We start from the raw sequence: 25462 nt of genomic DNA, 5'->3' as shown, positions 1-25462 counted from the left end.
TTTGAAGCTGAATCTCTCAAAAAAAGATAATTATCTTTTCTGCTTAGACAGTCCGAACTACTGGGGTAACTATATTACTTTTTAGACTATTGTAATGATTTAGCTAGAAAGTTTAAAAATTAGGTTACCAGCTAAAGGTATTTTTTAGTTTGTAGACCTAATATAGAAAGGTCCAATATTAAGTTCAAAAGTTGCATAGAAAAAGAATGATTTTTTTGTTTGAAATGTAGTTTGCTTGTCTCCTTATTTTCTAAATGACATTATAGTTTGTTAGATTCCGTATTCATTGAAGATCCTGATTAAAAAACAGTGATATTGGTTTTGCTATGTGTTTTAGTTGTCATCTAGTTTTAAGTTTGTAAAAATTGACAATAAATACTTTTAATTAATTTAACCCAAATTATAAATCATAAGCTTACAATAATAAATTACATTATACTAAATGATCTAATCGTTAGGTATTTTTTATAATTTCAACCTATAACAATTTAAAATGATTCAGCACTTCCTAGCTCTTCGACCTTTTCAGAAACCTTGCATTCTAACACTGTAAAGCTAATTGAGAAGATAAGAACAACACTTTGAAAGTTGAAGGACAATCTCTCTCTATAAAGATATTCATCTTAGTAAAACTAAAATGTTAGAACCTTTCAGTCTTGGAGGTGACTAAACAGACTAAAATTTTTTTAGGAAAAAGAGAGAATAGTAGAATGAAATGTATTAAAAAGGAAATAATAATCCTGTTGATGATTTTGATGGTGTCGGGTGTACAGGCACAAACATGGAATCAGATGAACAGTTCGAAGAAGGAAGCAATTGAACATTTTAATGAAGATAAGTTTGGAATGTTTATTCACTGGGGGTTGTATTCTATTCTTGGTGGAATGTATAAAGGACAAAAAATTGATGATATCAAAAGTCCTGATCCAGGTGTTGCAGAGTGGATTCAAGCAAGAGCAAAAATATCAAGAGAAGAATATTCTCAATTGGTGGATCAATTCAATCCTGTAAAATTTGATGCAGATGAATATGTATTATTACTAAAAAATGCAGGAATGAAGTACCTAGTCATTACTTCGAAACATCATGATGGCTTTGCTTTATTTGATTCAAAGCATAGTACATTTGATATTGCTTCAACTCCGTTCAAGAGAGATATTATTCAAGAGTTATACGATGCTTGTCAAAGACATGAAATTGATTTTGGTGTGTATTATTCGCATAATATTGATTGGAATGATGCCAACGATTGTAACATCAAAAATTACTTGGATTATACGGGTGAAGTTTGGCCAGAACCAGCAGATTTTAAAGGTAAAAAACGCCGTACAATGGGTGCGAACCTTTGGGATCCATCACCGTATACTTTTGATGATTACCTGTACAACAAGGCTTTCCCTCAAGTGAAAGAGTTATTGACAAGATTTCCTAATATCAAGTTTATGTGGTACGATTTCGCCCACTTCCTAACGAAATACCAAAGTTTTCAATTCTATAAAGCCGTGTACGATATCAACCCGAATGTGATTGTAACGGATAGAGTAGGGCATGGTTTGGGTGATTATAAAATCCCAGGGGACAACAAAATCCCAACGGTGGAGCAGATGGAAGGTAAGCCATGGGAAACAGTGGGTACTTTCAATCACTCTTGGGGATACAAAGAATATGATAATGATTGGAAATCACCCTACGAGTTAATCTACTGGCTGACAGCGATTGCTTCTAGAGGTGGAAACTATATGTTGAATATCGGCCCAAAAGGTGACGGATCTATTCCAGCACAAAATGTAGCCAATTTGAAAGCTTTAGGAAAGTGGACTTCTGTCAATGGTCCAGCGATCTATGGTACTCACAAATGGAAAATCAATCAGGAATCAGAAGAAGAGCCAACTGAAAAAGGGTATGGCTTTAAAGAAAAGTTTGCAACCACTGATTTTTGGTTTACCGCTAAAGAGAATAAGGTATATGCAATTGCTATGGAGAGAGGACAAACAGCCTTGATCAAAAGTTTTAAAGGTGAAGAAATCAATGATGTAAAACTTTTGGGTTACAAGAAGAAGTTAAAGTGGAAGCAGACAACAGAAGGATTGTCTGTGGTTTTACCTAAAAATAAAGATAATCAGATTGGTTTTGCTTTAGAAGTAACCTTAACTTCTGATGCAGAGGCTTCACTAAAATAATCGTCGATATCATTAAATATTCGTACTAATGGACTTAAAAAGGTCTAATAAGCAGGTTGTATAATCCAAAAAGTCCGATTTAAATTGTATAACTGCTTAAATTACAGATAAGCCCTTTCTCCCAAAGATGAAACTTGAGAGAAAGGGCTACTTTTTATTGATGCATTGAAATTCTGAATAAGGGGTAATGTGACCTACATTTTATCGAACCCATAGATAAAATCAAATTTGTCCTCTGAGACTAAAATCATAATATCATTTGATTGATTGGTTTGCATATGGTGAAGTTTCATATAACTGATTTGGATATCAACTACCTCAGAAGCATCACCTAAAGCATTCATTGGGTGTTTTTGAATAATGTATTTACTATCGTTATATCTGTAAAAGTATTTTTCGTCAGGTGAAAAACAAAACTGCCATGAATAATAACCTAAATTATGAAAAATAGAAAAATCATTACTGTTGTAAATATGTCTACTATAACCAATGTATTTTCCAGAGCTTGAAAAATCCATATAATGTACGTTCATTTTTAGGTTTGTTTCTATAATTTGATCCGTTTTTTTATCGAGGATAACAAGTTCATTATTCCATTGGTTGTAATATAATTTTCCGTCTTTGTCTTCTTTAATATAAGGTGTCTCATTGTTGTAGCTGGCCGGAAATTTTTTTACAATACCTGTTTTCAAATTGAGGTGACCGATGAAAGGATCACGATAGCTCTCTGTAGAATAGGCTGAAAAATACAATTCACCTTCACTCTTTACCTGAACATCAAAAAGACGGTGCGTAGAGAGGTGTCTTCCAAAATCAATGTATTCCATTGCGTAAGAGTCCAAATCAAGCACCCCAATTTTTTCTTCTCCACTAATGACAATGTATAATTTGTTGTCAAACAAACACATGTTTTGAAGGTTTACACCAATAAACTGCTTGTGAATCAGTTTTCTTTGAAAGTCATAAATGTATAAACTGTTGTTATTTTTAGTAGTAACATAGATTCTTTCGCTTTCACTATCAATCAAATAACTACGCATCCCTTCATTAATGTTAATTACATTGGACGATGAAATGGTTTTGTTGACGCCTTCTATTTTTGGAAGTCCAGTATGATGAGGGATGATATCCACTCTATAGGTGTGGTTTTTCCCGTAGATAATATCAGAATTTATAAAAGAATTTTGCTCTCCACTGATTTTTAATGTGTCAGCAAAGGTGTTTTTATAAGAGTCATAATTTGACAACAATTCAAAAGAGTAGGGAAGATTTTGAGTATTTTCATTCCATGTGATACGATCGGATTGAGTATCGAAGTGAAGCTGTACTTCTATAGGGTCGACGACTATCAGTTGGAAATCGATAAATAATTGATCGTCAACAGAAGCACGTATCACACTATTTTGGCTACCTGTTGTGAAGTGTAAATCTTGAGGAATACCGTTGTCTGTGGTAGTGGCAAAAATCGTTTTCTCACCGTTCAGTAATGCATCACCTTCTATCACTTCATATTTTACTTTCTCTTTTTTAACCAATTTTCCGTAATGATCTTCTATCTCTATGCCCAAACCATTATTAATATAATCTGTGTTTTTCATTAAGATCAAAGTATCTTGATACACCCTTTTTAAAGAAGAATACTTACTTTCTGTAATCACAAATCTTTTATATAACGTTCTAAAGGCGGCTTTAGAGTGGATTTCAATAACTACAGAGTCTGAAGGATTGAGAAAGTAAATTTCATTGGAAGCTACACCATTTGAATCAGTAGTCACTGTATTGCTTACCAATTCCGCATTGTCACTTTGTAACTCAAAAGTGATGTCTGCATTGCTGACAGCATGTAAAGTGTCTTTGGTAAACAGTTTGACAATAAGAGGGATCGCTGTAGTACTGTCCATCTTCTGATACGTGTCTGGCCTAATGTACCATGAAAGCGTATTTGTATTACTTTGATTGATATTTTCTATTTCTTTTTGGCATGAAAGCAAGCAGTTCAATACCAAGATGAGGGACAACAGATATTGTTTATTTTTCATTATACTCCAGTTTTATAAGCGACACTATTTGATACAACAATTACATTAGAGCCACTTTCATCAAAAAAGACCCCATCGATGTGCTCGCTGACGTAACAACCTCTCTGTGATTTAAGGTTGAAAGAAGGAACATCGATGAAGTAAAATTGGCTTCGATTCGCAAAAAGCAGTGTTTGTAAATCTTTAGTAACACCAATGAAGGAAGCATAATAATCTTGATGATAAATTGGGGTAAGAGTATTGAGCGTATGTACCTCTCCATTGGTATTATAAATTCTATTCATTTGAGGATGATACAATGAATTGCTGTTAAAAAACTTACTATATTTTGAAGAATTGAGCTTCCCTTTTTTTTCTGTAATAAGTGTACCCAAAAATCTGTAAGAATAGCTTTCATATCCAGCCATTTTGAGGTAAACGTATTCATCGTCTTCTGCACAAAGTTCTGCGACATATTCATTACCTTTTCCGTAAATATTACGACCAGAAAATGTACCCAATTGAGCATCATAATAATAGTAGGCAAAAAGGTTTTTCTCTTCTTTAAAGAAAACGTATACATCGCCAGAGGCTACCCCATAAGCATATTCAAATGTTCCTTGGTTTTCCCCTAAAAAATCAGAGAATTTGAGTTCTTTTAAAATTGAATTACTCACGGCATCATATACCAGTAGTGAATTTTCTGTTCTGACTAGAAATTGCGTTTCCAATGAAGTCTGATAAACATCTTCAATTACTCTATTGAATTGGAATTCCTTATGTACTTTGAATTCATCAATATCCCAAGTGTACATCTTCTGAGTGATTTTATCAAAACTATAAAAGTGCTTGTAATCATACCGCTTGAAAACTTTACCCACATGCTGACTTACTGCAGGGTCAATTGTATCATTGATCCAATAGCTTGTAAAAGCGTTATCTTTATTTTTTAAGTTAAGTATAACTTTATAAGTATATTTTTTCCCGATTACTACAGGTGAATTATCAATGACGCTTGTAATGTCCTGATCAAAGACTTCAGCAATCACAACACCATCGTTTCTTTCTACAGTAAAAGATTTAAAATTTTCCCCTTCATATTTATCCCATTGAACAACAATTTCGCCGTCAGAAATATGAGAGGAAAGATGAGGAAAGCCACCACCAAATAATGTAAAAGTGGCGGTATCGGAATGATCACTAAATGCTTCAATATAACTACCGGGGAAAGAAGAACCGCCCATACTTGCTATTCCTTCTTTATCCGTCGTTGTTTCGAATAGGATTTCATCACTTCCTTTTCTCTTGAAATAGACTTTCTGACGGTCAATAGGGTTATTGTATTGGTCTTTCAATACCACTCTAAGAGCCTTCCTGTAATGAGCACCATTATGATAATTTTGATAATTTCCTTCCAGAATATGCATCTTTGAATTATAAATATTCCCCTTTGTGCTAAAATAAAGCTCGTAATCTATATCTTTCATTTTTCGATACTGAGGTATGCTTAACATTAGTCTAAGCGTATCAAGTTGATCGGAGAAACGGATACCAAAATGACCTATTCCTTCCTCATTGGTTTTAAAAGAACTATTGAGTAGGTGAGCATGTCCCTGTTTTTGCTCGACGACCACATAACAATTTTTTACAGGGTTTTCAAGAGAATCCACTACCTTATAAATCATGGAATCGATAGTGGAATTGGCATAGTACTCCTGATTGAAATTTGAAATCTTAATAATCCGATCAGGGAGTTGTTCTGCACCATCAATAGTATATTCTTTCATGTTGCAAGACCATAGCATGCAGACCATGCTAAGGCAGTAAAGTAGTCGTTGATAATAGATGTTTGTTTGCATTATTTCTTTATGATTTTGAAAGCCTTTTTATTTCCTTTTTCATCAAATAGGTATAGGATGTATAACCCTTTTTTTAATGTGGAAAGATTAGCTTGGTAAAACGAATTGATAATGGTTTGTTGCTTTTTCAGTAAACGACCTTCAGTGGTATAAATACTGAAAGATTTACCTTCTGCGTTTTTTATCGTTAATAAATCAGTGACTTCTGTTGGGAATACCACTACATCTTTTTGCCATTTTTGATCCATAGAAAGTACTATATTCTCAATACGATACGATTGATTATCTTTTATATAGCCAGTGACTATTTCATCTTCGTCATTGTAGTAATTATGCTCTGATGAATTTAGTTTTACTTTCAGTCCTTCATTATTATAAAAGGCATAATGTCCCACAAATTTGACGGAAGTAGGAAGTAGGTAATCATCTCTTTTATAGATAAGATTGGAAGCAAAAGCGTTTCGACCTATGTGAGTATATTCGTTGGGTCTAATTGAAGTAAGTTGGTTGTTGTAAAACGCAAAATCTCCTATGTAAGTCAATATCTCACTGTATTCAAAATCTTGAACTTCTTTACCCTCAAATACTCCTTCACCCTTTCTTTTATCAGCAATACCAGTGATGTTTTGTCCATGTAAGTAAGGAGGAATCGAGAGAATGTGAACCTTAGGAAGGTCGCCACAAGAAGTGATTTTACCATTTTCTACCGTGATATCGTCTTCCTTTAAAGTATATCTCGAAACCGCTTCTAAAGAAAATGAATGTGTAATATAAATTCCAGCACTGTAAGTAGTATAGATACTTTTCCAATGTGAAAAATGGGGGATATCACTTTGTGGAAGTTTAAACTCTTGACTAGGATTCCAGTTAAATGCTTCTCTACCAATGAAAGTGATTTTATTATTTAAAGTGATATGAATGAGGTCATTATTTCTAAAAGAACCTTCTCCAATTGTTATTATATTTTCAGGTAGAGCTAAAGTAGTGAGGTTGTTAGAGGCGAAAGCATGTTCACCGATTTCGACCAGATTTTCTGACCAAACCACTTCTTGAATAGCATTCCAACCAAATCCATAACTACCAATAGAAGTCAGTTCTTCATTGAGCGTCAACGTTTGAATTTTTTTATTATAAAATGCACGATTTCCAATCTTTGTAATTTTCTGACCGTTGATTTCAGATGGGATTACCAAGTGCTCAATGCTTTCCAAAGTTGTACTGATTATTTCTCCGTTGACCACCACCGTATTTTCTGCATTTAGGCTTTGCTTGAATTTTGCTTGATAAAGACCTCTGTTGTTTTCAGCCGCCTCTACTTTTACTTCTTCCCCATTTTGAAATGTATACCACCCATCAAAATTGGGGTTTTCTTCAAAATAAGGAAGCTGAATAGGAAAGTGATGAAGGTTTTCGAAAGGAGAATTTTGTAAATCAAGAATAGTGATGCTTGTTTCCGAAAAGTCGATATGAAGTTCTTCAGCACATCGGAATACACTCTGGTTTAGTACTTCTAAAGCAGAGTTTGGTTGAAAGTTGATAACGGGTGAACCCATAAAACACTTTTGGCCTAGTGCTCTCACATGCTCAGGTAAAATAATGGTTGTAATCGTATTGTCAGCAAAAGCATAGTCCTGAATTTCCTTCAGGTTTTTGGGGAGTTGAATCTCTGAAATGTTATTTTCCGAAAAGGCATGTTCGCCAATTACTTCTATGCTGTCAGATAATAGTAGCTGATCAATGTTTTTATTTCTGAAAACACCTGTAATGTCAGTACTTCCAATGGCTTTTACAGTGTCTGTTCCAATAAAATCAGGAATAATGATATTGCTAGAAACTAATATGGAAGAGACTTCTACAATTGTATTGTTCTCCATCACTACATCTTTGGGTTGTAGTGTGTACCAATTTTCTATGATATGAAAATGAGGGGCAAAATCAGTGATGGGAGAAGGGACAGACCATTGTAATCCCTCTTCATTTTCGGGAAGATGAAGTTCTTGAATTTCATTTTCATAAAAGGCACTTTCTCCTACAAATTTCAAAGAGGAGGGAAGTGTCACTTCTTGCAAAAGGTTATTTCTAAAAGCATTTTTTCCAATCGTTTTTATATCCGAAGGAAGTTGAAGATGTTGGAGGGTGTTGTCGGAAAATTCATCTGCACCAATTTCTTTCAGATGCTTTGGTAATTGTACATTGATTAAACCTTTATTTTTGAACAGTAAACCATTTTCTGAGGTGTTAATGTAATGTATTTCTACACCGTTTACCCTTTCTGGGAAAACAAGATGTTTTGCAGTGGTACTGGTAGGAAGTCTTTTGCTGAGATTGACCAATGTATCACCTTCCATCACTATGTTTTCTTCCGGAATGATATAATCCGTAGTGGCAAAATGCTCGTAATAATGATATTTTATTTCAGTAACTAATTTACCATAACCATTTCTCCACACATAGTATCCCGTACCCTCAAGGTCGGGTAATGGAATTGTACTCAGAGGATTGTCGGCAAAAGCGTTCAAGCCAATATGACGAATCGTTTGAGGAAGCGTAACAGAAGAAAGGTTATTGTTTCTGAAGCTCTCCTTTCCAATATATTCTAGCCCTTCGGGGAATACGATTTCAGTAATATCTTTTCCTTGAAATAGGCCCTTCTCTTCATTTTCAATTCTTTTAATGGCTTCTCCATTGATTGATGAAGGGATAATCACTTTATCATACCCGTTGGGAATAAAAACCGTGTGAAGTGTTCCATTTTCAACTACACAATTCTGATAAGTGAGCGTAATGGATTGTTGTGCATATCCGATAGGAATAATAAGAAACAACAATAGTGTTTGAATAATGTATTTCATATTATCTTTTAATGATTTTTTTAGTAGTCACTTGATGATCCAATTGTAATTGTAGAAGGTAGACTCCGGCAGGGAGAGTTGGAAACAATTGTACCTTTGATGTAGTAGCTTGTTCCTTATAAATTACTCTTCCTGTAGTGGATAGAATTCTGATTTGAGTTCCTATAGGGATGTTGTTGATGGTGAGCACATCGTTCATAGGGTTGGGGAAGATACGAGTATGAACATATGGATTTTCAAGATTGGTAATTACATTTTCTCTTTCCCTCTCTTTGTCCAATGAATAAGAAGCATAGAAATCAATGATCTCGAAGTCGTTCTTCAAGGTGTCTGATTGATTGACTACCCAAACCAATGAGTCTTCAGTTGGAGTAGGGAGTATGATGGATTCTAAACGATTTCCTATAAATGCACCACGACCAATAGAAGTGATGGAGTGAGGTAAAATCAACGATTCAATCAGATTATTTTTAAACGTTTCTAAGCCAATTTGCTTCAAAGTAGAAGGGAATTGAATAGTGTCTATTTCATTATTTTGGAATGTATTTGTTTCAATTGCTTCAATGCCTTCTTCAAAAACGATCCCTTTCATCTCTCCAAAAATTTTATAATTAAAATGAGTAAGGGTAGAATCTCCAATTGCTGGAGGAATAATATAATACCTGAGTGGACGATATGTTCCAAGAGAAATAGACAGATAGCCATTATTACCAAAACTTGTATTTTCTTCATTAAGCCTTACCCAGTTTATTGCATAAATACTCATCTCGTCATTTGTATCAATTGATAGATTTTCCTTGCTATAAAAGTGATCTTTTGTATATCTATTATTTTGATGTAGCCATTCCACAAAAGTTGCATCACCCTCTTTAGAGGGTAGCTGAAAGGAACTCATATTATTTTTTGCAAAAGCATTGACTCCTATGTATTTAATGGAGGTGGGTAATACAATGTCGGATAGTTGGTTATAATAAAAAGCCTGCTCTTCAATGTTTTCTATCCCTTCATTGAGTGTTACTTTTTCAATCTTATTTTCTTTAAAAGCACCATAACCCAAAGACTTTAAAGTTGAAGGGAAAATCACTTCTTTTATCTCATTTCTTTCGAATGCATAATGCTCAATAGATCTTAGTTTTTCATTGAAAATCACTTTTTCTAAACTACTTCCCCTAAATGATTCATATCCAATCATCTCTAAGTTTTCTGGAGCATTAAATTCTTTGAAATGACAATAATCAAAAGCCCTTCTCTCTATCCTTTTAAGACTTTTAGGAAGTGAAATTTTATTTAGACTTCTGAAAAAATCACCAATAAATTCATATCCTTCTTCCAGTTCAATAACTAGGAACTCGTCGTAATTGGAATTTCGGTTTTGAAGTAAAATACCGCTTATGGGTTGATCATTGATAGTTTTAGGAAATATAAGGTACTTTATTCCTGATAAATTGGAAGAGTTGAGGTCTACAATCGTATCATTTTGCAATACTACATCGTCAGGCTTTAATCTGTATTTGTATACTGTATTTATTTCACTTTCTAAATACTCTTCTGTACTTACGTCTCCTTCCAATTGATCTCCTTCAAGTGTGAGCCATCCAAAGAAATTTTCATCTTCAATTTTGGGGAGTCGTACCGTTATGTTATCATTCTTCATAAAACACCCCCTACCTAATTGTTGTATTGTTTTTGGGAGAATAACAGAGGTAAGTTGATTGTATGCAAAGCAATTGGACGGTAAAACTTTTATACCTTCTTCAATGATGACATTTTGGATCTGATTAAACCTAAATAGAGAACTCCCTTCAGCAGTAAATTCTTTAGGGATCAGCAAGTCGGTGATTTCATTGTACTGAAAAGCATAACGACCATACTCCAGGTTTTCATTTCTTGGAAGCTTTACTTTTGTGATTTTATTATATTCAAAGGCAGCTTCTGATAACAACTCAAGGCTGTCGGGTAGTACGACTTCGGTAATGTTGTTGTATTTAAATGAGTGGTATCCAATTGTTTTTAAGCTGTCAGGAAATGATACCTTTGTAATTTCATTATTGTAAAAAGCATTTTTATCTACTATACGTAGGCTATCAGGCAAGTTTACAAAACGAATGTTATTCCTTTCAAAAGCATACATTCCAATACTACGTAATGCCTTGGGAAACAGTATACCTTCTATTTTTTTATCACGAAATGTATAAGAACCGATGTGTTCCACCAAAGTACCATTAAGGTAGTCGGGAATTGAAATATAACCGTTTTCTAAAGTAAAGTCGCTAGAAAGTCGCCTAAGCGTATTGCCTTCCATTTCTACCATTTCATCCGTGAGTACTTGTCCCAATATGCTCTTTAAGTCACTTGTTAAATCAAAAACGGTGTCAGCTGAAGTGTATATCTTTTCTTTTGAAGAAGGTAGATAGCCGTAAAAGTTAGTGTTATTTTGCTCAGAAGGTAGAATGTAATACTTCAGCTTATTGTTTGAAAAAGCATGGCTCCCAATGGAATCAATGGCAGTTGGGATATTGATACTTTTTAGATGATTATTGAGAAATGCACCCTCTCCAATTTTTGTAATGTTGTCATTCAAATTGACCTTCAAAAGTTGGTTGTGGGAGAAACTATAATCCCCAATCTCTAAAATACTTTCAGGAAAATGAATTGAAATTATATTCTTATCACTCAACGCTTCATGACTGATTTTCTTCACTACTTGCTGATCTAGCTGTTCAGGAATAATAATCGAATTAAAACCATTGGGAACATGTACTTCCACAAGTTGATTTTCCTCCATAACCACATCTTCATCTGTCAATGTATAGGAGAATTGAGCATAAAACCCTTTTGAAGTTGTGGTTTGCTGTAAAACAGTGACTTCTTCCAATTCTTCATTTATCCAACCTTCAAACCCTGCAGAAGAATGATCAAATAATTGGATAGCACATCCATCATCAAAAGCATTTTTTCCAATCAAGCGAAGAGGCTCAGAAGTTGAAAAAGTTGTAATAGGATTGTCTTTAAAAGCTCCTTCTCCTAAAGAGATGATGCCAGAAAGGTCATCAAGAGCTTGAATGATATTGGCTTCAAAAGCATAGTTACCGACTTTTGTAAGTGAAGTCGGAAAGGAAACCGATTGAATGCCTTTGTTATAAAAAACACCTTGCCCTTCCGGTAAATTAGCAATCCCTGTTACCGTTTCATTATCCAATATTTCGGGGATAATGATGTCTTTTATTTCAAAAGAATAAGTACAAGACTGAATGACCCCATTGGCCATGGTCACATCTTTATCTTGAAGCGTATACGTTTGTCCAAAAACGGCTAACGGACAACTTATCAGTAGGATAAATAATAGTTTGAAATTCATTTTAGTAGTTTGTCAGTACGTTTATTTCAGTTTGCTAAATAGTCTTCCATTATAAGTAGGGTGAAAATAACTATCTCCGTAAGAGAAGATAGTGATATTTCGAGTGCCATAAGGATTCAATCGTGAGGCCTCAAAGTTATAGAGAGAATGGAAAGTATGATTATTCAAGTCGAAGTAATTGGCATAAAACGTATCATTTCTCTCGTATTGGAATAGAATTCGGTCATTGTCTAAGAAGGCATTGTCAATGATATAATTAGGAAACACTCCAAAATTACTTTCTATCCAACTGACTTCTAATGTGGCAAGGTCAATAATTTTAACAGCAGCTTCATAGCCGTTGAGTTTTGTTTTGTAACCAAGTACATAGGCTTTATTTTCCACAACAAAAGTTTTGATTACATCAAAGTCTTCTTCCTGCGGTGTAGTAGTGTGTTTACTCCAAGTTTTATCGTTGAAATCATAAATGTAAAAGTCATTACTGTAATTTATACCACTATTATCGCCGTTTGTTTTTCCATCACCTAGGAAAAGGTAGTCATTAGTAACAAAAAAGCTCTTGAAGGTAGAAGTTTCATCAAAGTCAAAACTGATAAAATCTTGCCACTCATCTAAATTGAAATTAAAATAATCAATTCGCCCTTCAGTATACTTATATAATCTTTGGTTGTGATAACTGACCAATTGTTGATCACTGACGGTAGATGTTTTATTGACTGTTTCTGTTTTTATGATCTTCTCTTTATCATCAAACCGATAGATTTTCCATCCTGAATTAAAAAAGACTTTTCCGTCTTTCAGAAAGGAAGCATACCTTTTACTCAAGCTCACAGGACTACTATTTTCATAGTTGAATTCAGAATTGATATACAGGTCTTTTGCAATGACTTCAGAGTAAAGGTCATTCGTGATGGTAATATCAATTTTACGGTTGGGAAATGGCTTTTCAGGTAATTCTAAGGTGATAGCATTAGGCGTTTTGATAAAATCAAAGAGGGAGATGTTATGATCATTGAGGAATATTGAATATCTAGGATTATATTCTCTGAAATATTCACTAAAAATCTTAATTGTAAAAGGTTCTTCGTTGACCACTACCACAGAATCAATGGGAGGGGTTTTAATTTTGATACTTGGAATATACAGTTGGTATAATTCATCGACTTCCAATAGGGGTTTGATTTCAGTAAAGTCAGATTGTAATAGCTTAAATTTGAATGAGTTTGGCGTGACATCAAATATAGCCGGATACCTTTCATTAATAATAGACATACTATCATTAAAGTAGTGACCAAATACGGTGACCGTATCACCATAGCATGCACTTCTTTTATCAGTACCCGTTACTTTGGCGTATTTATAATGGATTTTATTAGGAAGGTATACAGTGGTAGAATCAGGAAAATTGGTACGCTCAATTTTGAAGGATTTAGAACTGTGGTCATTTTTATAATCCCATTTAGATAAAACAATATGAAGAACGTCGGTAGAATCGAAGTAGGTCTCCAATGCTTTTTTCCATTCCAAATTATTCTGACTTCTCCAATAGGCTTCTACGTCTTTATCATAAATATTCTTTGCTTGTATCTTGATCGTATCTCTTACATTGATAGAATCAGGTAACGCCTCCAATTCAAATTCCATTTGAGGAAGGTCATTGATGTTGAAATAATACGTATCACCCAATGTTTCCCCTTTTTGAGATTCGAACTTTGCCCGATATTCAAAGTAGTGCGGGATGGGATTAAAACTTTTCCATTTAAAGAAAAATAAATTGTCAGCAATACTATCAGCTATATAGACAGAGTATTGATCATTTGTTTGAACCAAAAAACTATAAAATTTTGGATGGGCAGTAATCGTTTCATGATTATCACCTACTAAAAGCACATCTCCATTTTCTGTTATGATTGGTTCTAATGTTGAAATTTTGGTAGTAACATTATTATCCTCTTTTTCCTGTTCGCAAGATAAAAAGAACAATAAGGGCATGATTACTACCCAAAGGTTAAGTCTATTCATTGTTTACTTTAAAAAAATCATGTCTTATAACATATTGTCAGAGTCAAGTTAAAATTATATAATATTAATTAGTAATCATAATACCGTTAGGTGAAAATGTTATAACAAAAAGTACAATTTATATTTTTGTATTATGAAGTAAATTTTTGACTAAATGAATGCACTGTAATCGAATCAAATGAAAATAACAAAGCCTTATGTATGATTGATTAGGTACATGGTAAACTAAGTTTTCGTTATTTATATTGTTTAGAAATCAGGAGATTTCTGATGATCTGAAGGACACGAATGATGCTATCGCTTAACATTCGCGCCATTGAGCTTTTGACTTCTAAGCCTAGATTTTTTGCTTCGTTTTTCATCAATGGAAAAATGAAGAAGAAGGAAGTTAGAAAGTAGATCCTATAAAATCTTGCATAAATATCAATTGAGAATTGACAAAAATTAGTTTATAGTGTACCAAAAAGTGTTCAAATTAATTTTCAAGTCCATCTTTCTTTTCTTTGTAAGAAACGAACAAAGAAAAGAAACCCTTACAGCATCTCATTTGATAAAATAATAAGATACTTGTGTACACTTATTTTAATCATTAAGAGAGACTCAATTTTTTAAATATATGAAACGGTTAATTACATTTTTTCTACTAGTACCTTTTATAGCATTTAGTCAAAATGAGGTATCAGTTTGGGATTTAAATCTTTTAGAGAAAACTCCTATAGTTGAAGAAACGACTTTAAAACAGGAAGCGGGACTAAAAAGTATTTTCTACAGTGGTGTAGAGTACAATGGAAAACCTACAAAAGTATATGCTTATTATGGTTATCCTAAAACGAAAAAACCTAGTGATGGATACCCCGCTGTCGTTTTAGTACATGGTGGTGGCGGTACTGCTATTGCGGAGTGGGTGAGAGTTTGGAATGACAAAGGATATGTTGCACTTTCAATGGATTTGGAAGGTCACTTACCGTCGGCACACCACAAGGATAGAGTAGGTTTTGAAGGTGCTGGTCCATCAAGATACGGTGTTTTCCATGACAATGATAAACCTATAAAAGATCAGTGGTATTACCATGCAGTTGCACAAGTGATTCTTGCTAACTCTTTTTTAAGAAGTTTAGATGATGTAGATAAAGAAAATATAGGTGTAACAGGTGTAAGTTGGGGAGGTATGCTCACGAGTACAGTGGCAGGTGTAGATCAAAGATTCCGTTTTGCGATTCCGATTTATGGATGTGGGTTCTTAAATGGAACAGATGGAGCAATGGGAAAACATTTTAAAAATGGTAATCAAGCCTATAGAGACAACCTATTGAATAATTTTGAGGGTCAAAAATACTTGCCTTTGGCAAAAATGCCGATGCTATTTATCAATGGTTCAAACGATCATCATTTCCCTATTCCGGCGAGTGTTGCCTCTTACAAAGCACCAAAGTCTGATTCTTATTTATATATTGAAGATCAATTAGGGCATGGTCATCCGCCAGCTTGGAAGGTAAAGGAATCTTATTTATTTGCAGATGCAGTAGTTTACAATAAACCCATTATGAGTATCCAAAAAACAGAGATGGATTTATCAAAAGGGCTTATTTCTGCAGTAGTAAAAAATACAAAAGCGGTAGAGGCAGTAGTTTTTTATACAGAAGATAACAAACAGTGGGAGAAGAGAAATTGGAAAAAGGCTGCGGCCATCATCAAAGGCAAAAAAGTGAGTGCCGAAATCTCAAGAAACAGTACAGCGGCTTACTTATTCATTACAGATGAAAATGGAATGACGCTTTCCTCTGAAGTGAAAATCAACAATATTGTCAATTAATAGAACACCATCGAAATGAAGCATATATATAAACTAATCACCACGTTGTTATTCCTTTATTTGGGGAGTAATGGGTATGCACAGCAAAGCCCAGTGGATCTTTGGAAGGATTTTGATCCTGATCAAGGTGATTTTAAGGAAGAAATTATAGAGGAGAAAGTAGTAGATGGGATTTATTATAAAGACTCGTATATCTCGGCTTATATCAACGGTGAGGAAGTGCGAGTGTATTGTAAATATGCTGTAAAAGAAGGGGCTAAAAACGCTCCAGCCTTATTGGATGTTCATGGATGGATGTCCAAGCCTAACATCGACTTGAAATATGTAAAGGAGGGTTGGGCAGTATTGGCACACGATTATTGTGGTAAAACAGGGGAAAGAGCTCACTATACCAAGTATCCTGAATCATTAAGGTATGGAAATATTGATGCGAAGGTGGGCTATAGAATCAAAAATAAATTACCGGATGGTTCTTATATTACTGACCCTAAACAAACAGATGATTACTTATGGTATGTATTGCAACGTAGAGCATTGAGCTATTTGATGACGCACAAGGAAATCGATCAGAATAAGATTGGAGCCAAAGGGTATTCTTATGGTGGTACGTTGATGTGGAATTTGGGCATGGACAAAAGAATTAAAGCTTTTGTAGCCTACTTTGGTATCGGTTATTTGGAATATTGGAGAAGCAAGCAAGTTTGGTTATACAACAAGCCTTACAAGGAACCAGCTCAAGATCCAGGAGAGAAACTATATTTATCTTGTATTGCCCCACAATCTTATGCTCCATATATTCAAGCTCCTGCGCTGTGGTTAAGTGGAACAAATGACCATCATGGAGGCCATGAAAGAAGTGAAAATATCTTCAAATCTTTTTCTAAAAATGTACCTTGGGATTTTGCCTTACAGGCTAGAGGGCATCATAATACTGAAAAGTTGGGTGATGACGCCAAAGTGTGGCTTGAAAAGCATGTTTTGGGTAAAAAACACTTTTGGCCTAATCGACCTACTTCTGCTATAAGTTTAGACAAGAAAGGGATTCCTAGTTATAAAATTACACCTTCTGACATTGATAAAGTAAAAGAGGTGAAGGTCTATTATTCATTAAAAAATCCTGTTAGTTACACAAGAGTATGGAGAGATACGGAAGCAAAGAGAGAAGGAGATAGTTGGGTGGCTTCTCTGCCTGTTATGAATGTAGAGGATTATGTTTTTGCTTATGCCAACGTGTATTATGAAGGTAACATCGTGATTTCGGGAGACTTTGAAGCACAAGTACCTTCTGAACTTGGTAATGCGATTGCAACAGATGAGCCTTCAGATGATTTAGATAGTGAGTTGTGGTCTAATACTGCACCTGTAGAAGGTATAGGTGGTATAATGGCATTGCGACCATTCAATAATAGAACAGGAACCGTAAATGAGAGTTTTTCTGATCCAAAGTACGTTGCTCCTGCCGATGCAAAATTGAACTTCTTATTTTATTGTACTCAACCTCAAAGTCTCTTACTAAGAGTAAATGGTTATTTCGAGTATAATTTAGAAATTACAGCTTCTAATGAATGGCAACAAATGGAAATTAGTGCTAATGAAATACTAAATAAACATAACCAACAACCTTTTGGACAGTGGTCTAAAGCACATAAAATTGAGATTCTTCCAAAAGATGGAGCAGATATCACAAAGGTGCTTTTGTCCTCTATTTCATGGAAAAAAAAATCGATTGAAGCCATCATAGAAGAAGGGAAAAAGGCTTTGGAAGCTAAAGAAATTAAAGGAAAGCGATTGTATTTAACTTCTAAAAATGCTTTTGAAACGGACTCTTACTGGAGAGTAAATGATAATAAAACTGTTGATGGGAAAGAACTGATACTGCAAGGTAAAACTTATGAAAGAGGTCTTGGACTTCATGCTCCTTCAAAAATTAGTTGGAAAATTGAAGAAGGATATGAACATTTTTATGTGACACCTGCTGCTTCAGAGTCGCATAACGGTTATCTGCAGATGAAAATCTTATTAGACGGGAAAGAGGTGTTCAACACTGGAGAGATCAAATCACAAATGCAAGAGGTAAAACCATTTGATATTAAGGTAAAAGGAGCAAAAACATTAACATTAATAGTGAATGAATTAGGTTCAAAAGGCGGTGATCATGCCAATTGGTTAGACCCCTTCTTTATTGTACATGAAAGTGTAGAAGTGAAAAATGATTTTGTAAAGGCTGAACCAAAAGAGATACCAAATATTCCTACAGCCACGCATCTTACACAGAAATCTCCAGCTTCCGTATTGCTAAAAGGAGAAAGAGTGTATATCTCAAAAGACATGGCAACTTCCACTACTTCATATTGGAGAGTGATGGAAAACTGCTCGATTGTGGGAGAAAAAATCACTATCAAAGGAGCACAATATGATAGAGGTTTAGGAGTACATTCAGATTCTGAAATTAAATTCCCAATTAAAGGAAATTATAAATCCTTTGTTGTTACACCTGGGGCAAATGATTCTCATCACGGTGTTTTACGAATGAGTATTTTAGTAGATGGTGAAGAAGTATTTAACAGTGGACCTATTAAGAGTAGCATTCAGATACCAGAACAGTTATTAATTGATATTGCTGGGAAAAAAGAATTGATTCTAAAAGTAGATCAAGAAGACGGTAGCAATGGTGGAGACCATGCTAGTTGGGCTGAAGCGTTTTTCTTAGTAGCGGGAGATTCAAAATAATAAAAATAACAAGATTGATTAGCTTGGAATTAATATTATGATGTGGACTACTTTTTATACTGGGCAATGCTTTTAAAGTGTTGCCCTAGTATTTATAGCTAACAATCGAACTTTTAACAGTCACAATTTATTAGAAATGAAAGGATTATTATTTTTTGTATTATTTATTTTACCATATTTCACTTTACAAGCACAAGTAAAGTTAGGTTCTATTTTTACTGATGATATGGTACTTCAAGCCGAGAATGAAATTAAGGTTTGGGGAAAAGCAAAACCATTAGCTTCCTTAACCGTCTCTTTAGGGAAATCAACCACGACAGTAAAGGCAGGGCAAGATGGAAAATGGATGGCCATTCTACCAAAAATGAAATATGGAGGTCCTTACCAATTAAAGGTAGAAGGTGATGGAGCCATAACTCTCAACAATGTGATGTTAGGTGAAGTTTGGTTTTGTGCAGGACAATCCAATATGCGTTGGTTTGTGAGAGATTCAAAAAATGCAAAAGCGGAAATTACCAATGCTGATTATCCCAATATTCGCTTTTTTGTATCTCCTTTAAAAGGAACACATGAACCACAAGAAGAAATTGAGAATGTGAAATGGGAAGTATGTACACCACAAAGCATTCCAATGAAAACGGCTGTAGGTTATTTCTTTGGTAAAGAGTTACAGAAAAAATTAAAAGGAGTAGCCATTGGTTTGATTGATATCTCTTATGGTGGTGCAAGTATCACTGCATTTATGGATAAGGAAACATGTGAAAATTCAAAACAAGCGGACTTTATCAAAAAATATACAGGCAACTTTTTGAATTCTTACAATGAAAGAAAGGCAAAATGGGATGAAAATCCAGAAGGAAAACCACCTTACTACCCTGAAAATGTATTGACAGGAATGAGCTACAACTATATGGTACACCCCTTAGTACCTTTCCAAGTTAGAGGTGCCATTTGGTATCAAGGTGAAACAAACGCTTGGCATCCCGAAAGATATATTGATATGTTTGGGGAGTACATCACCATGATGAGAACGGTATTCCAAAACCCAGAAATGCCATACTACTTTGTACAATTGGCAGGTTTTAGAGGTAGAGAAGGAGCTAAAAGAGATTTAGGTAGATGGGGAAACTTCCGCTTAGCACAAGAAGAGTGTTTGAAGTTTGAAAATACGGGAATGGCAACCGCCTTTGATATTGGAGAAGAGTATGATATTCATCCTAAAAACAAGCAAGAAGTAGGACGAAGACTTTCGTTATTGGCATTAAAAAATACTTATGGCCATAAGAAGGTAATTGATAAAGGTCCTACGTTTAAAAACTTCAAATTTGAAGACGATAAAGTAATACTTACGTTTGAGAATATCGGTAAAAAGCTAGTGGTAACAGAGGGTGAAAAGATTACTGGCTTTTTGTACAAAAAGGGTAACGAATATGAGTCTGTAGAAGGAAAAATAATTGGGAAAAACAAAGTAGAGATTCCTTACCAAGAAGGAGACTTATATTATGCTTATGAAAACTTCTTCGTACCGAATTTATACAACAGTGCTAATTTGCCAGCAACTCCCTTTAAAATCAAGATTAATAAGCCAGTGAAATAGGGAAATGATCATTAATAGCTACAAAGGTATATACTACTGCATTGTAAAATAAGTTTTCGATAATTTATATAATTACTTTTATGGAGCATAAAGGGTAGTGTATTGTGGTTCGTGAGGACGTTGCAATGCAACGTACCTACAGAACTGCATTTTAGAAGATAATTACAGAACCCTTGTCTTTTGACATATAATCAGACAATCATTTAGTAGTACTTCCCACGGCATTGAAGGGAAAAGCGTTAAGAATTTCATGAATTGAGCCGTTAAAAATGATTTTCTTGTTTGAGCGCAGCGAGTTTAAAATCATTGAGGCGAGAGAAATGGAATTTAGCTTTTGACTTCTCAGCCTTGAATTTTTTGCTTCTTTTTGTTTCAAGACAAAAACGAAGAAGAAGGAGAGTTTGAAAGGATACTGTAGAACGCTAGTAGAATTGCCTACAAAGTGTAGACGATAATTTAGTTTACAATGCATTAAATACGTTGTAAACTAAATTATCGTTATTATAGTATTCAGAAATCAGGAGATTTCTGATGATCTGAAGGACACGAATGACGCTTACGCTTAACATTCGCGCCAGTGAGCTTTCTACCATTTTAGTTTGGTAGTACTTCCCCTGGCATTGAAGGGAAAAGCGTTAAGAATTTCATGAATTGAGCCGTTAAAAATGATTTTGTTGTTTGAGCGTAGCGAGTTTAAAATCATTGAGGCGAGAGGAATGAAATTTAGCTTTTGACTTCTAAGCCTAGATTTTTTGCTTCGTTTTTCATCAATGGAAAAATGAAGAAGAAGGTAGCTTGTAAGTAGAGCCTATAAATGTTTGTAGTAAGGTTAATTAAAAGTTAACGAAAACTTAGTTTACAATGTATTAAAAGGCGACTTAGCTTTTTATCTGAAATAATGATGCAAATCCAAATAAGGACCGACCACTTTGTTTGAGTTTTCTTAAAAAAATACACCCGAGAGCTGTATAGGTCTCGGGTGTATTGATTTATAGTAAAGGCTTAAGGAGTACTTTTATACTTTTTCTTCTACCTTAATACTTAAACAATTTGTAGGTGACAAGTAAACCTTCTTACATTGACCTATATTTTGGAGATCTCAATATAAACATAGTACATGATAATTGAATTTAGTATTGAAAGTATAGATGGTTTTTTATCAAGCATCTCACAACAAATGAATGTAGCACTTGATGCTGATGGGTTTGATCTACCAGCTCATCTCGGTGAAGGCTTTTTTAAACAATATGCTCTAAATAATACCATTCATATTGTCTACTATAATCTTTTTCTAAAAGAAGAAATTTCAATTGTGAGAAACAAAGGGAACAATTTGGACCTATTACCGATCACTTTCTGGTTGACAAATAGTGGCATTCAGCAGCAGATTAATGAGGAACAAAAAATGATCGGTTCTTCTACACAAAATGGAATCTTCTTTCCTTCCAATAGTATTGAAACCCAATATAGCTTTCCTAAAAAGACCTTAATAGAAAATATAACTATTTTTATAGATAAAGATTGGTTGCGTCAAAATTTGAATATAAAGGACGATTACATCAACAGTGTAATTCTGAAAGAACCTACTTTTTTCCTGTATGAAGCATTATCTCACCCTTTATCTGATACCTTAGAAAAAATAAAATCTAGTTTATTAGAGATCGAAAAAGAAACCATCACTAAGCTCTCACTGTTGAGTTCTACTTTATTATTATTAGAACAATTTTTCTCTAAACTTCAAAATAGGGGACTTATAGATAAATACCATCAGCTTAAAACAATTGATATTGATAAAATTTTCTCAGTGAAGGAAATTGTTACTGAGCACTATCAGAAAATACCACTGATAAAAGAACTAGCGAAGGAAGTAGGGATGAATGATCGTAAGCTTCAAAATATCTTTAAACAGGTTTTTGGAATCAGCATTTATCAATTTGGTTTATCCATTAAAATGGAAAAAGCGAAAAACTTGCTTTTAACTTCAGATTATACGATTGCAGAAATTGGACACTATGTAGGGTATTCGAACCTAAGTCATTTTACCGAGCAATTCAAAAGATTTTATGGTATAACTCCTAAATCATTTCAAAAAACAAGTTAAATACATTTTTCGGTTGTTTTTAGTGTTATTTGGGTTATTTTATCCTTAAAATGTCCATTATGTTTGTGGTGTCATATTTATAAGACATAAATGAAAATACATAATAAGGATATGAAAAAAATACTTTTAATAATCAATTTGCTACTACTTCTTGTTATTTCCAGAAGTTGTTTTGCTCAAGAGGAGGTCTTGCCCAAAAAATGGAATCATTTCAATGGTAAAATCGAAAGAACTTTCACGGAGTCAGAAGAAGATTACCCTCAACCTATACAAGCTGATGAAAAAGCACCCAACATTATATTAGTAATTTTAGATGATGTAGGATTCGGACAGTCAAGTACGTTTGGAGGGCCGATTGCCACACCACATCTTGATAAAGTAGCTGAAGAAGGGATATCTTATACTCAATTTCATACAACAGGAGTTTGTAGTGCTACAAGAGCTGCATTGTTAACAGGAAGAAACCATCACCAAACAGGTTTTGGAACAATTTCAGAGATGTCAACTGGTTTTCCTGGTTACAATAGTATATGGGATAAAGATGCCGCAAGTGTCGCTGAAGTTTTAAAAGAAAACGGCTATAATACCGCTGCTTGGGGTAAATGGCATAACACACCAGATTGGGAAACAAGTCAGACGGGTCCATTTGACCGTTGGCCTACAGGGTTAGGTTTTGAATATTTTTACGGTTTCATCGGTGGAGAAACTAGTCAATATGAACCTCAATTATATAAGAATACCATAGCTGTAGAACCGAATTTAAAACCGGAAGATGGTTACCATTTAACAGAAGATTTATCTAAAGATGCGATTCATTGGATACAGCAACAACAATCATTAAACCCTGATAAACCTTATTTCGCGTATTTCTCTACCGGTGCTATTCATGCTCCTTTACATGTGCAAAAAGAATGGATTGAGAAATATAAAGGAAAGTTTGATGAAGGATGGGACAAGATGAGAGAAGAGACCATCAAAAGGCAAATTGAAATGGGTATTGTTCCTGAAGGTACTAAACTTACGGAAAGACCAGATGCAATTGAGTCTTGGGAAAGCCAAACAGAAGAGCAAAAGAAATTATATGCTCGCCAAATGGAAGTAGTAGCAGGTTATTTAGCACATACGGATCATTATATTGGTGAACTTCTAAAAGAAGCTAGAAGCTTACCGGGTGGTGAAAATACAATGGTCATTTATGTTGTAGGTGATAATGGAGCAAGCGGTGAAGGAACACCAATGGGTACAATTAATAATATGATGGTACAAAATGGATTTCCAGATTCTCTAGAAGACCAATTGAAGGTAATGGATGAATTGGGGAGTAAAGAGTTTGAAAATCATTATGCAGTGCCTTGGGCTTGGGCAGGTTGTGCACCTTTCCAATGGATGAAAAGAGTCCCATCTCATTTTGGTGGAACAAGAAATGGTTTAGTGATATCTTGGCCAGAAGGTCTGAAGTCAAAGAATGAAAAAAGAACACAGTTCCATCATGTAGTTGATATTGCACCTACCATTTATGAAGCTGCAAAAATCAAAACTCCATCACACGTTAATGGGGTAGAGCAAACGCCAATGGCGGGTGTGCCAATGAATTATTCTTTTGAGTCAGAAGAGGTAGAAAGCACGCGTAAGATACAATACTTTGAAGTAGGAGGTCATCATGCAATTTATCATGATGGTTGGGTTGCATCAGCATTTCATGGAGTACCTTGGAAGTTTACAGGATCTGTAGGTTTTGATAGTGTAAAATGGGAACTGTATAATGTTGAAGAAGATTTTTCACAATCCACTGATTTAGCGGATAAATATCCAGAAAAACTAGCGGAGTTGATTGAATTATTTGATGAAGAGGCTAAAAAATATAATGTGTACCCTTTAGATGATCGTTACGCAGAAAGAGCATTGAACCCACTACGTCCAAGTATTACAAGAGGGAAAAAATATTTTAAGTTTTATCAAGGAACGACAAGAATTCCAGAAGGAGGAACACCACCTGTATATTCAAAAAGCCATACCATTCAATCGGCATTGAACTATTCAAAGGGTGATGAAGGAGTTATTGTTGCCGTAGGTGGTAACGTGGCAGGTTATTCAATGTATATTCAAGGCAACAAACTTCATTACACTTATAACTTCTTCAATAAAGAAAGATACAAAGTGAGTTCTAGCATTGATCTACCTGAAGGTGAAATCACTGTAAAAATGAGATATGAACAAGAATCCGAAGCTTGGGGAGGTGGTGGAACGGCCACTTTATATATTAACAATAAAGCTGTAGGAAAAACTAAAATCAATAAAACGGTTCCAATTCGATTTGCTGTTACCGAAACAACTGATATCGGAATGGATTTAGGTTCCCAAGTTTCCAAAGACTACATCGGATCATTTGAATACACAAATTCAATTCAATCAGTAGAATATTTTATTGATTGATTATGATGTGTGAATGACAGTTGTACGATTATTTATAATAATAGGATAGGCTCTCGAATAGAAGAAACCAACATTACTCAGATTTAGTGGTTAGTGAGTTTACATCTAAACTTGCTAATCACTTTTTCTATTATAATATGCACTGTTCATTTTAAAAATAATCTCAGTTGAATTAAAGATGGGTTCTATATCCGGAAATAAACACTATAACGAAAGCTCATTGAAGAATTCAATCGGTAAGCCTTATGAGGGAAACGTCACGTATGTTTTGATGAGTGTGGTACAGATAGTTTACTTAAATTGCTTACATTTATAGTTATTCATCTGAGTGAGCTGTTAGCTCTACTCTACTGTAGCATAAAAGCAATTTTAAACTTCCAAAATAAAATGCCAAGTAATATATATTTTGAAAAGCTAGACTCAGAAGTCATTTAAAAATTAAAGTTAACTTTTAATCGGTTTCTCAAAAACATACTCATAAATGCTATGTAGTGTGATT

At 34.4% G+C, this 25462-nt stretch carries 11 protein-coding genes; 6 read left to right on the top strand and 5 right to left on the bottom strand.

Translation table 11 applies throughout. The annotated features are described in order from the left end of the window. Window positions 1–710 precede the first annotated feature (710 nt). Window positions 711–2180, top strand: a complete 1470-nt coding sequence (locus IC221_RS27630; protein WP_188172044.1) for an alpha-L-fucosidase — start codon at window positions 711–713, stop codon at window positions 2178–2180. A 194-nt stretch (window positions 2181–2374) separates the two neighbouring features. On the opposite strand, the gene IC221_RS27625 is transcribed toward IC221_RS27630, so the two are convergent. The 5 genes from IC221_RS27625 to IC221_RS27605 form a co-directional block, all read right to left on the bottom strand. Next, window positions 2375–4219, bottom strand: a complete 1845-nt coding sequence (locus tag IC221_RS27625) for an Ig-like domain-containing protein (RefSeq protein WP_188172043.1) — start codon at window positions 4217–4219, stop codon at window positions 2375–2377. Continuing rightward, window positions 4219–5985, bottom strand: coding sequence for an Ig-like domain-containing protein (locus IC221_RS27620; protein WP_188172042.1), 1767 nt, complete (start codon window positions 5983–5985; stop codon window positions 4219–4221). The genes IC221_RS27625 and IC221_RS27620 overlap by 1 nt, the downstream gene beginning before the upstream one ends. 71 nt (window positions 5986–6056) lie before the next feature. Further along, window positions 6057–8909, bottom strand: coding sequence for a leucine-rich repeat protein (locus IC221_RS27615; protein WP_188172041.1), 2853 nt, complete (start codon window positions 8907–8909; stop codon window positions 6057–6059). Window position 8910: 1 nt separating this feature from the next. Then, entirely contained in the window at window positions 8911–12267 is a 3357-nt protein-coding gene (locus tag IC221_RS27610) for a leucine-rich repeat protein (protein ID WP_188172040.1), read from the bottom strand. A 21-nt stretch (window positions 12268–12288) separates the two neighbouring features. Then, window positions 12289–14289, bottom strand: a complete 2001-nt coding sequence (locus tag IC221_RS27605) for a hypothetical protein (protein WP_188172039.1) — start codon at window positions 14287–14289, stop codon at window positions 12289–12291. 616 nt (window positions 14290–14905) lie between these two features. Between IC221_RS27605 and IC221_RS27600 the strand changes: the two genes are divergently transcribed. The 5 genes from IC221_RS27600 (at window position 14906) to IC221_RS27580 (ending at window position 24963) form a co-directional block, all read left to right on the top strand. Next, entirely contained in the window at window positions 14906–16102 is a 1197-nt protein-coding gene (locus IC221_RS27600) for an acetylxylan esterase (protein ID WP_188172038.1), read from the top strand. 15 nt (window positions 16103–16117) lie between these two features. Then, window positions 16118–18832 (top strand): NPCBM/NEW2 domain-containing protein, encoded by a 2715-nt coding sequence (locus IC221_RS27595; RefSeq protein WP_188172037.1) that lies wholly within the window; start codon window positions 16118–16120, stop codon window positions 18830–18832. Between the two features lie 136 nt (window positions 18833–18968). Next, window positions 18969–20429: a sialate O-acetylesterase gene (locus IC221_RS27590; protein WP_188172036.1), complete on the top strand. Its 1461-nt coding sequence runs from the start codon at window positions 18969–18971 to the stop codon at window positions 20427–20429. Between the two features lie 1117 nt (window positions 20430–21546). Continuing rightward, window positions 21547–22530 (top strand): AraC family transcriptional regulator, encoded by a 984-nt coding sequence (locus tag IC221_RS27585; protein ID WP_188172035.1) that lies wholly within the window; start codon window positions 21547–21549, stop codon window positions 22528–22530. Window positions 22531–22641: 111 nt separating this feature from the next. After that, window positions 22642–24963 carry an arylsulfatase gene (locus tag IC221_RS27580; protein WP_188172034.1) on the top strand — a complete coding sequence of 774 codons (2322 nt, stop codon included), beginning with the start codon at window positions 22642–22644 and terminating at the stop codon, window positions 24961–24963. The last annotated feature ends 499 nt before the right edge of the window (window positions 24964–25462 follow it).

Origin of the sequence: Flammeovirga sp. EKP202 (assembly GCF_014534745.1) — a bacterium.
In the GTDB taxonomy this organism is placed as follows: Bacteria; Bacteroidota; Bacteroidia; order Cytophagales; family Flammeovirgaceae; genus Flammeovirga.
This window is presented reverse-complemented; position numbering and strand designations above follow the sequence as displayed.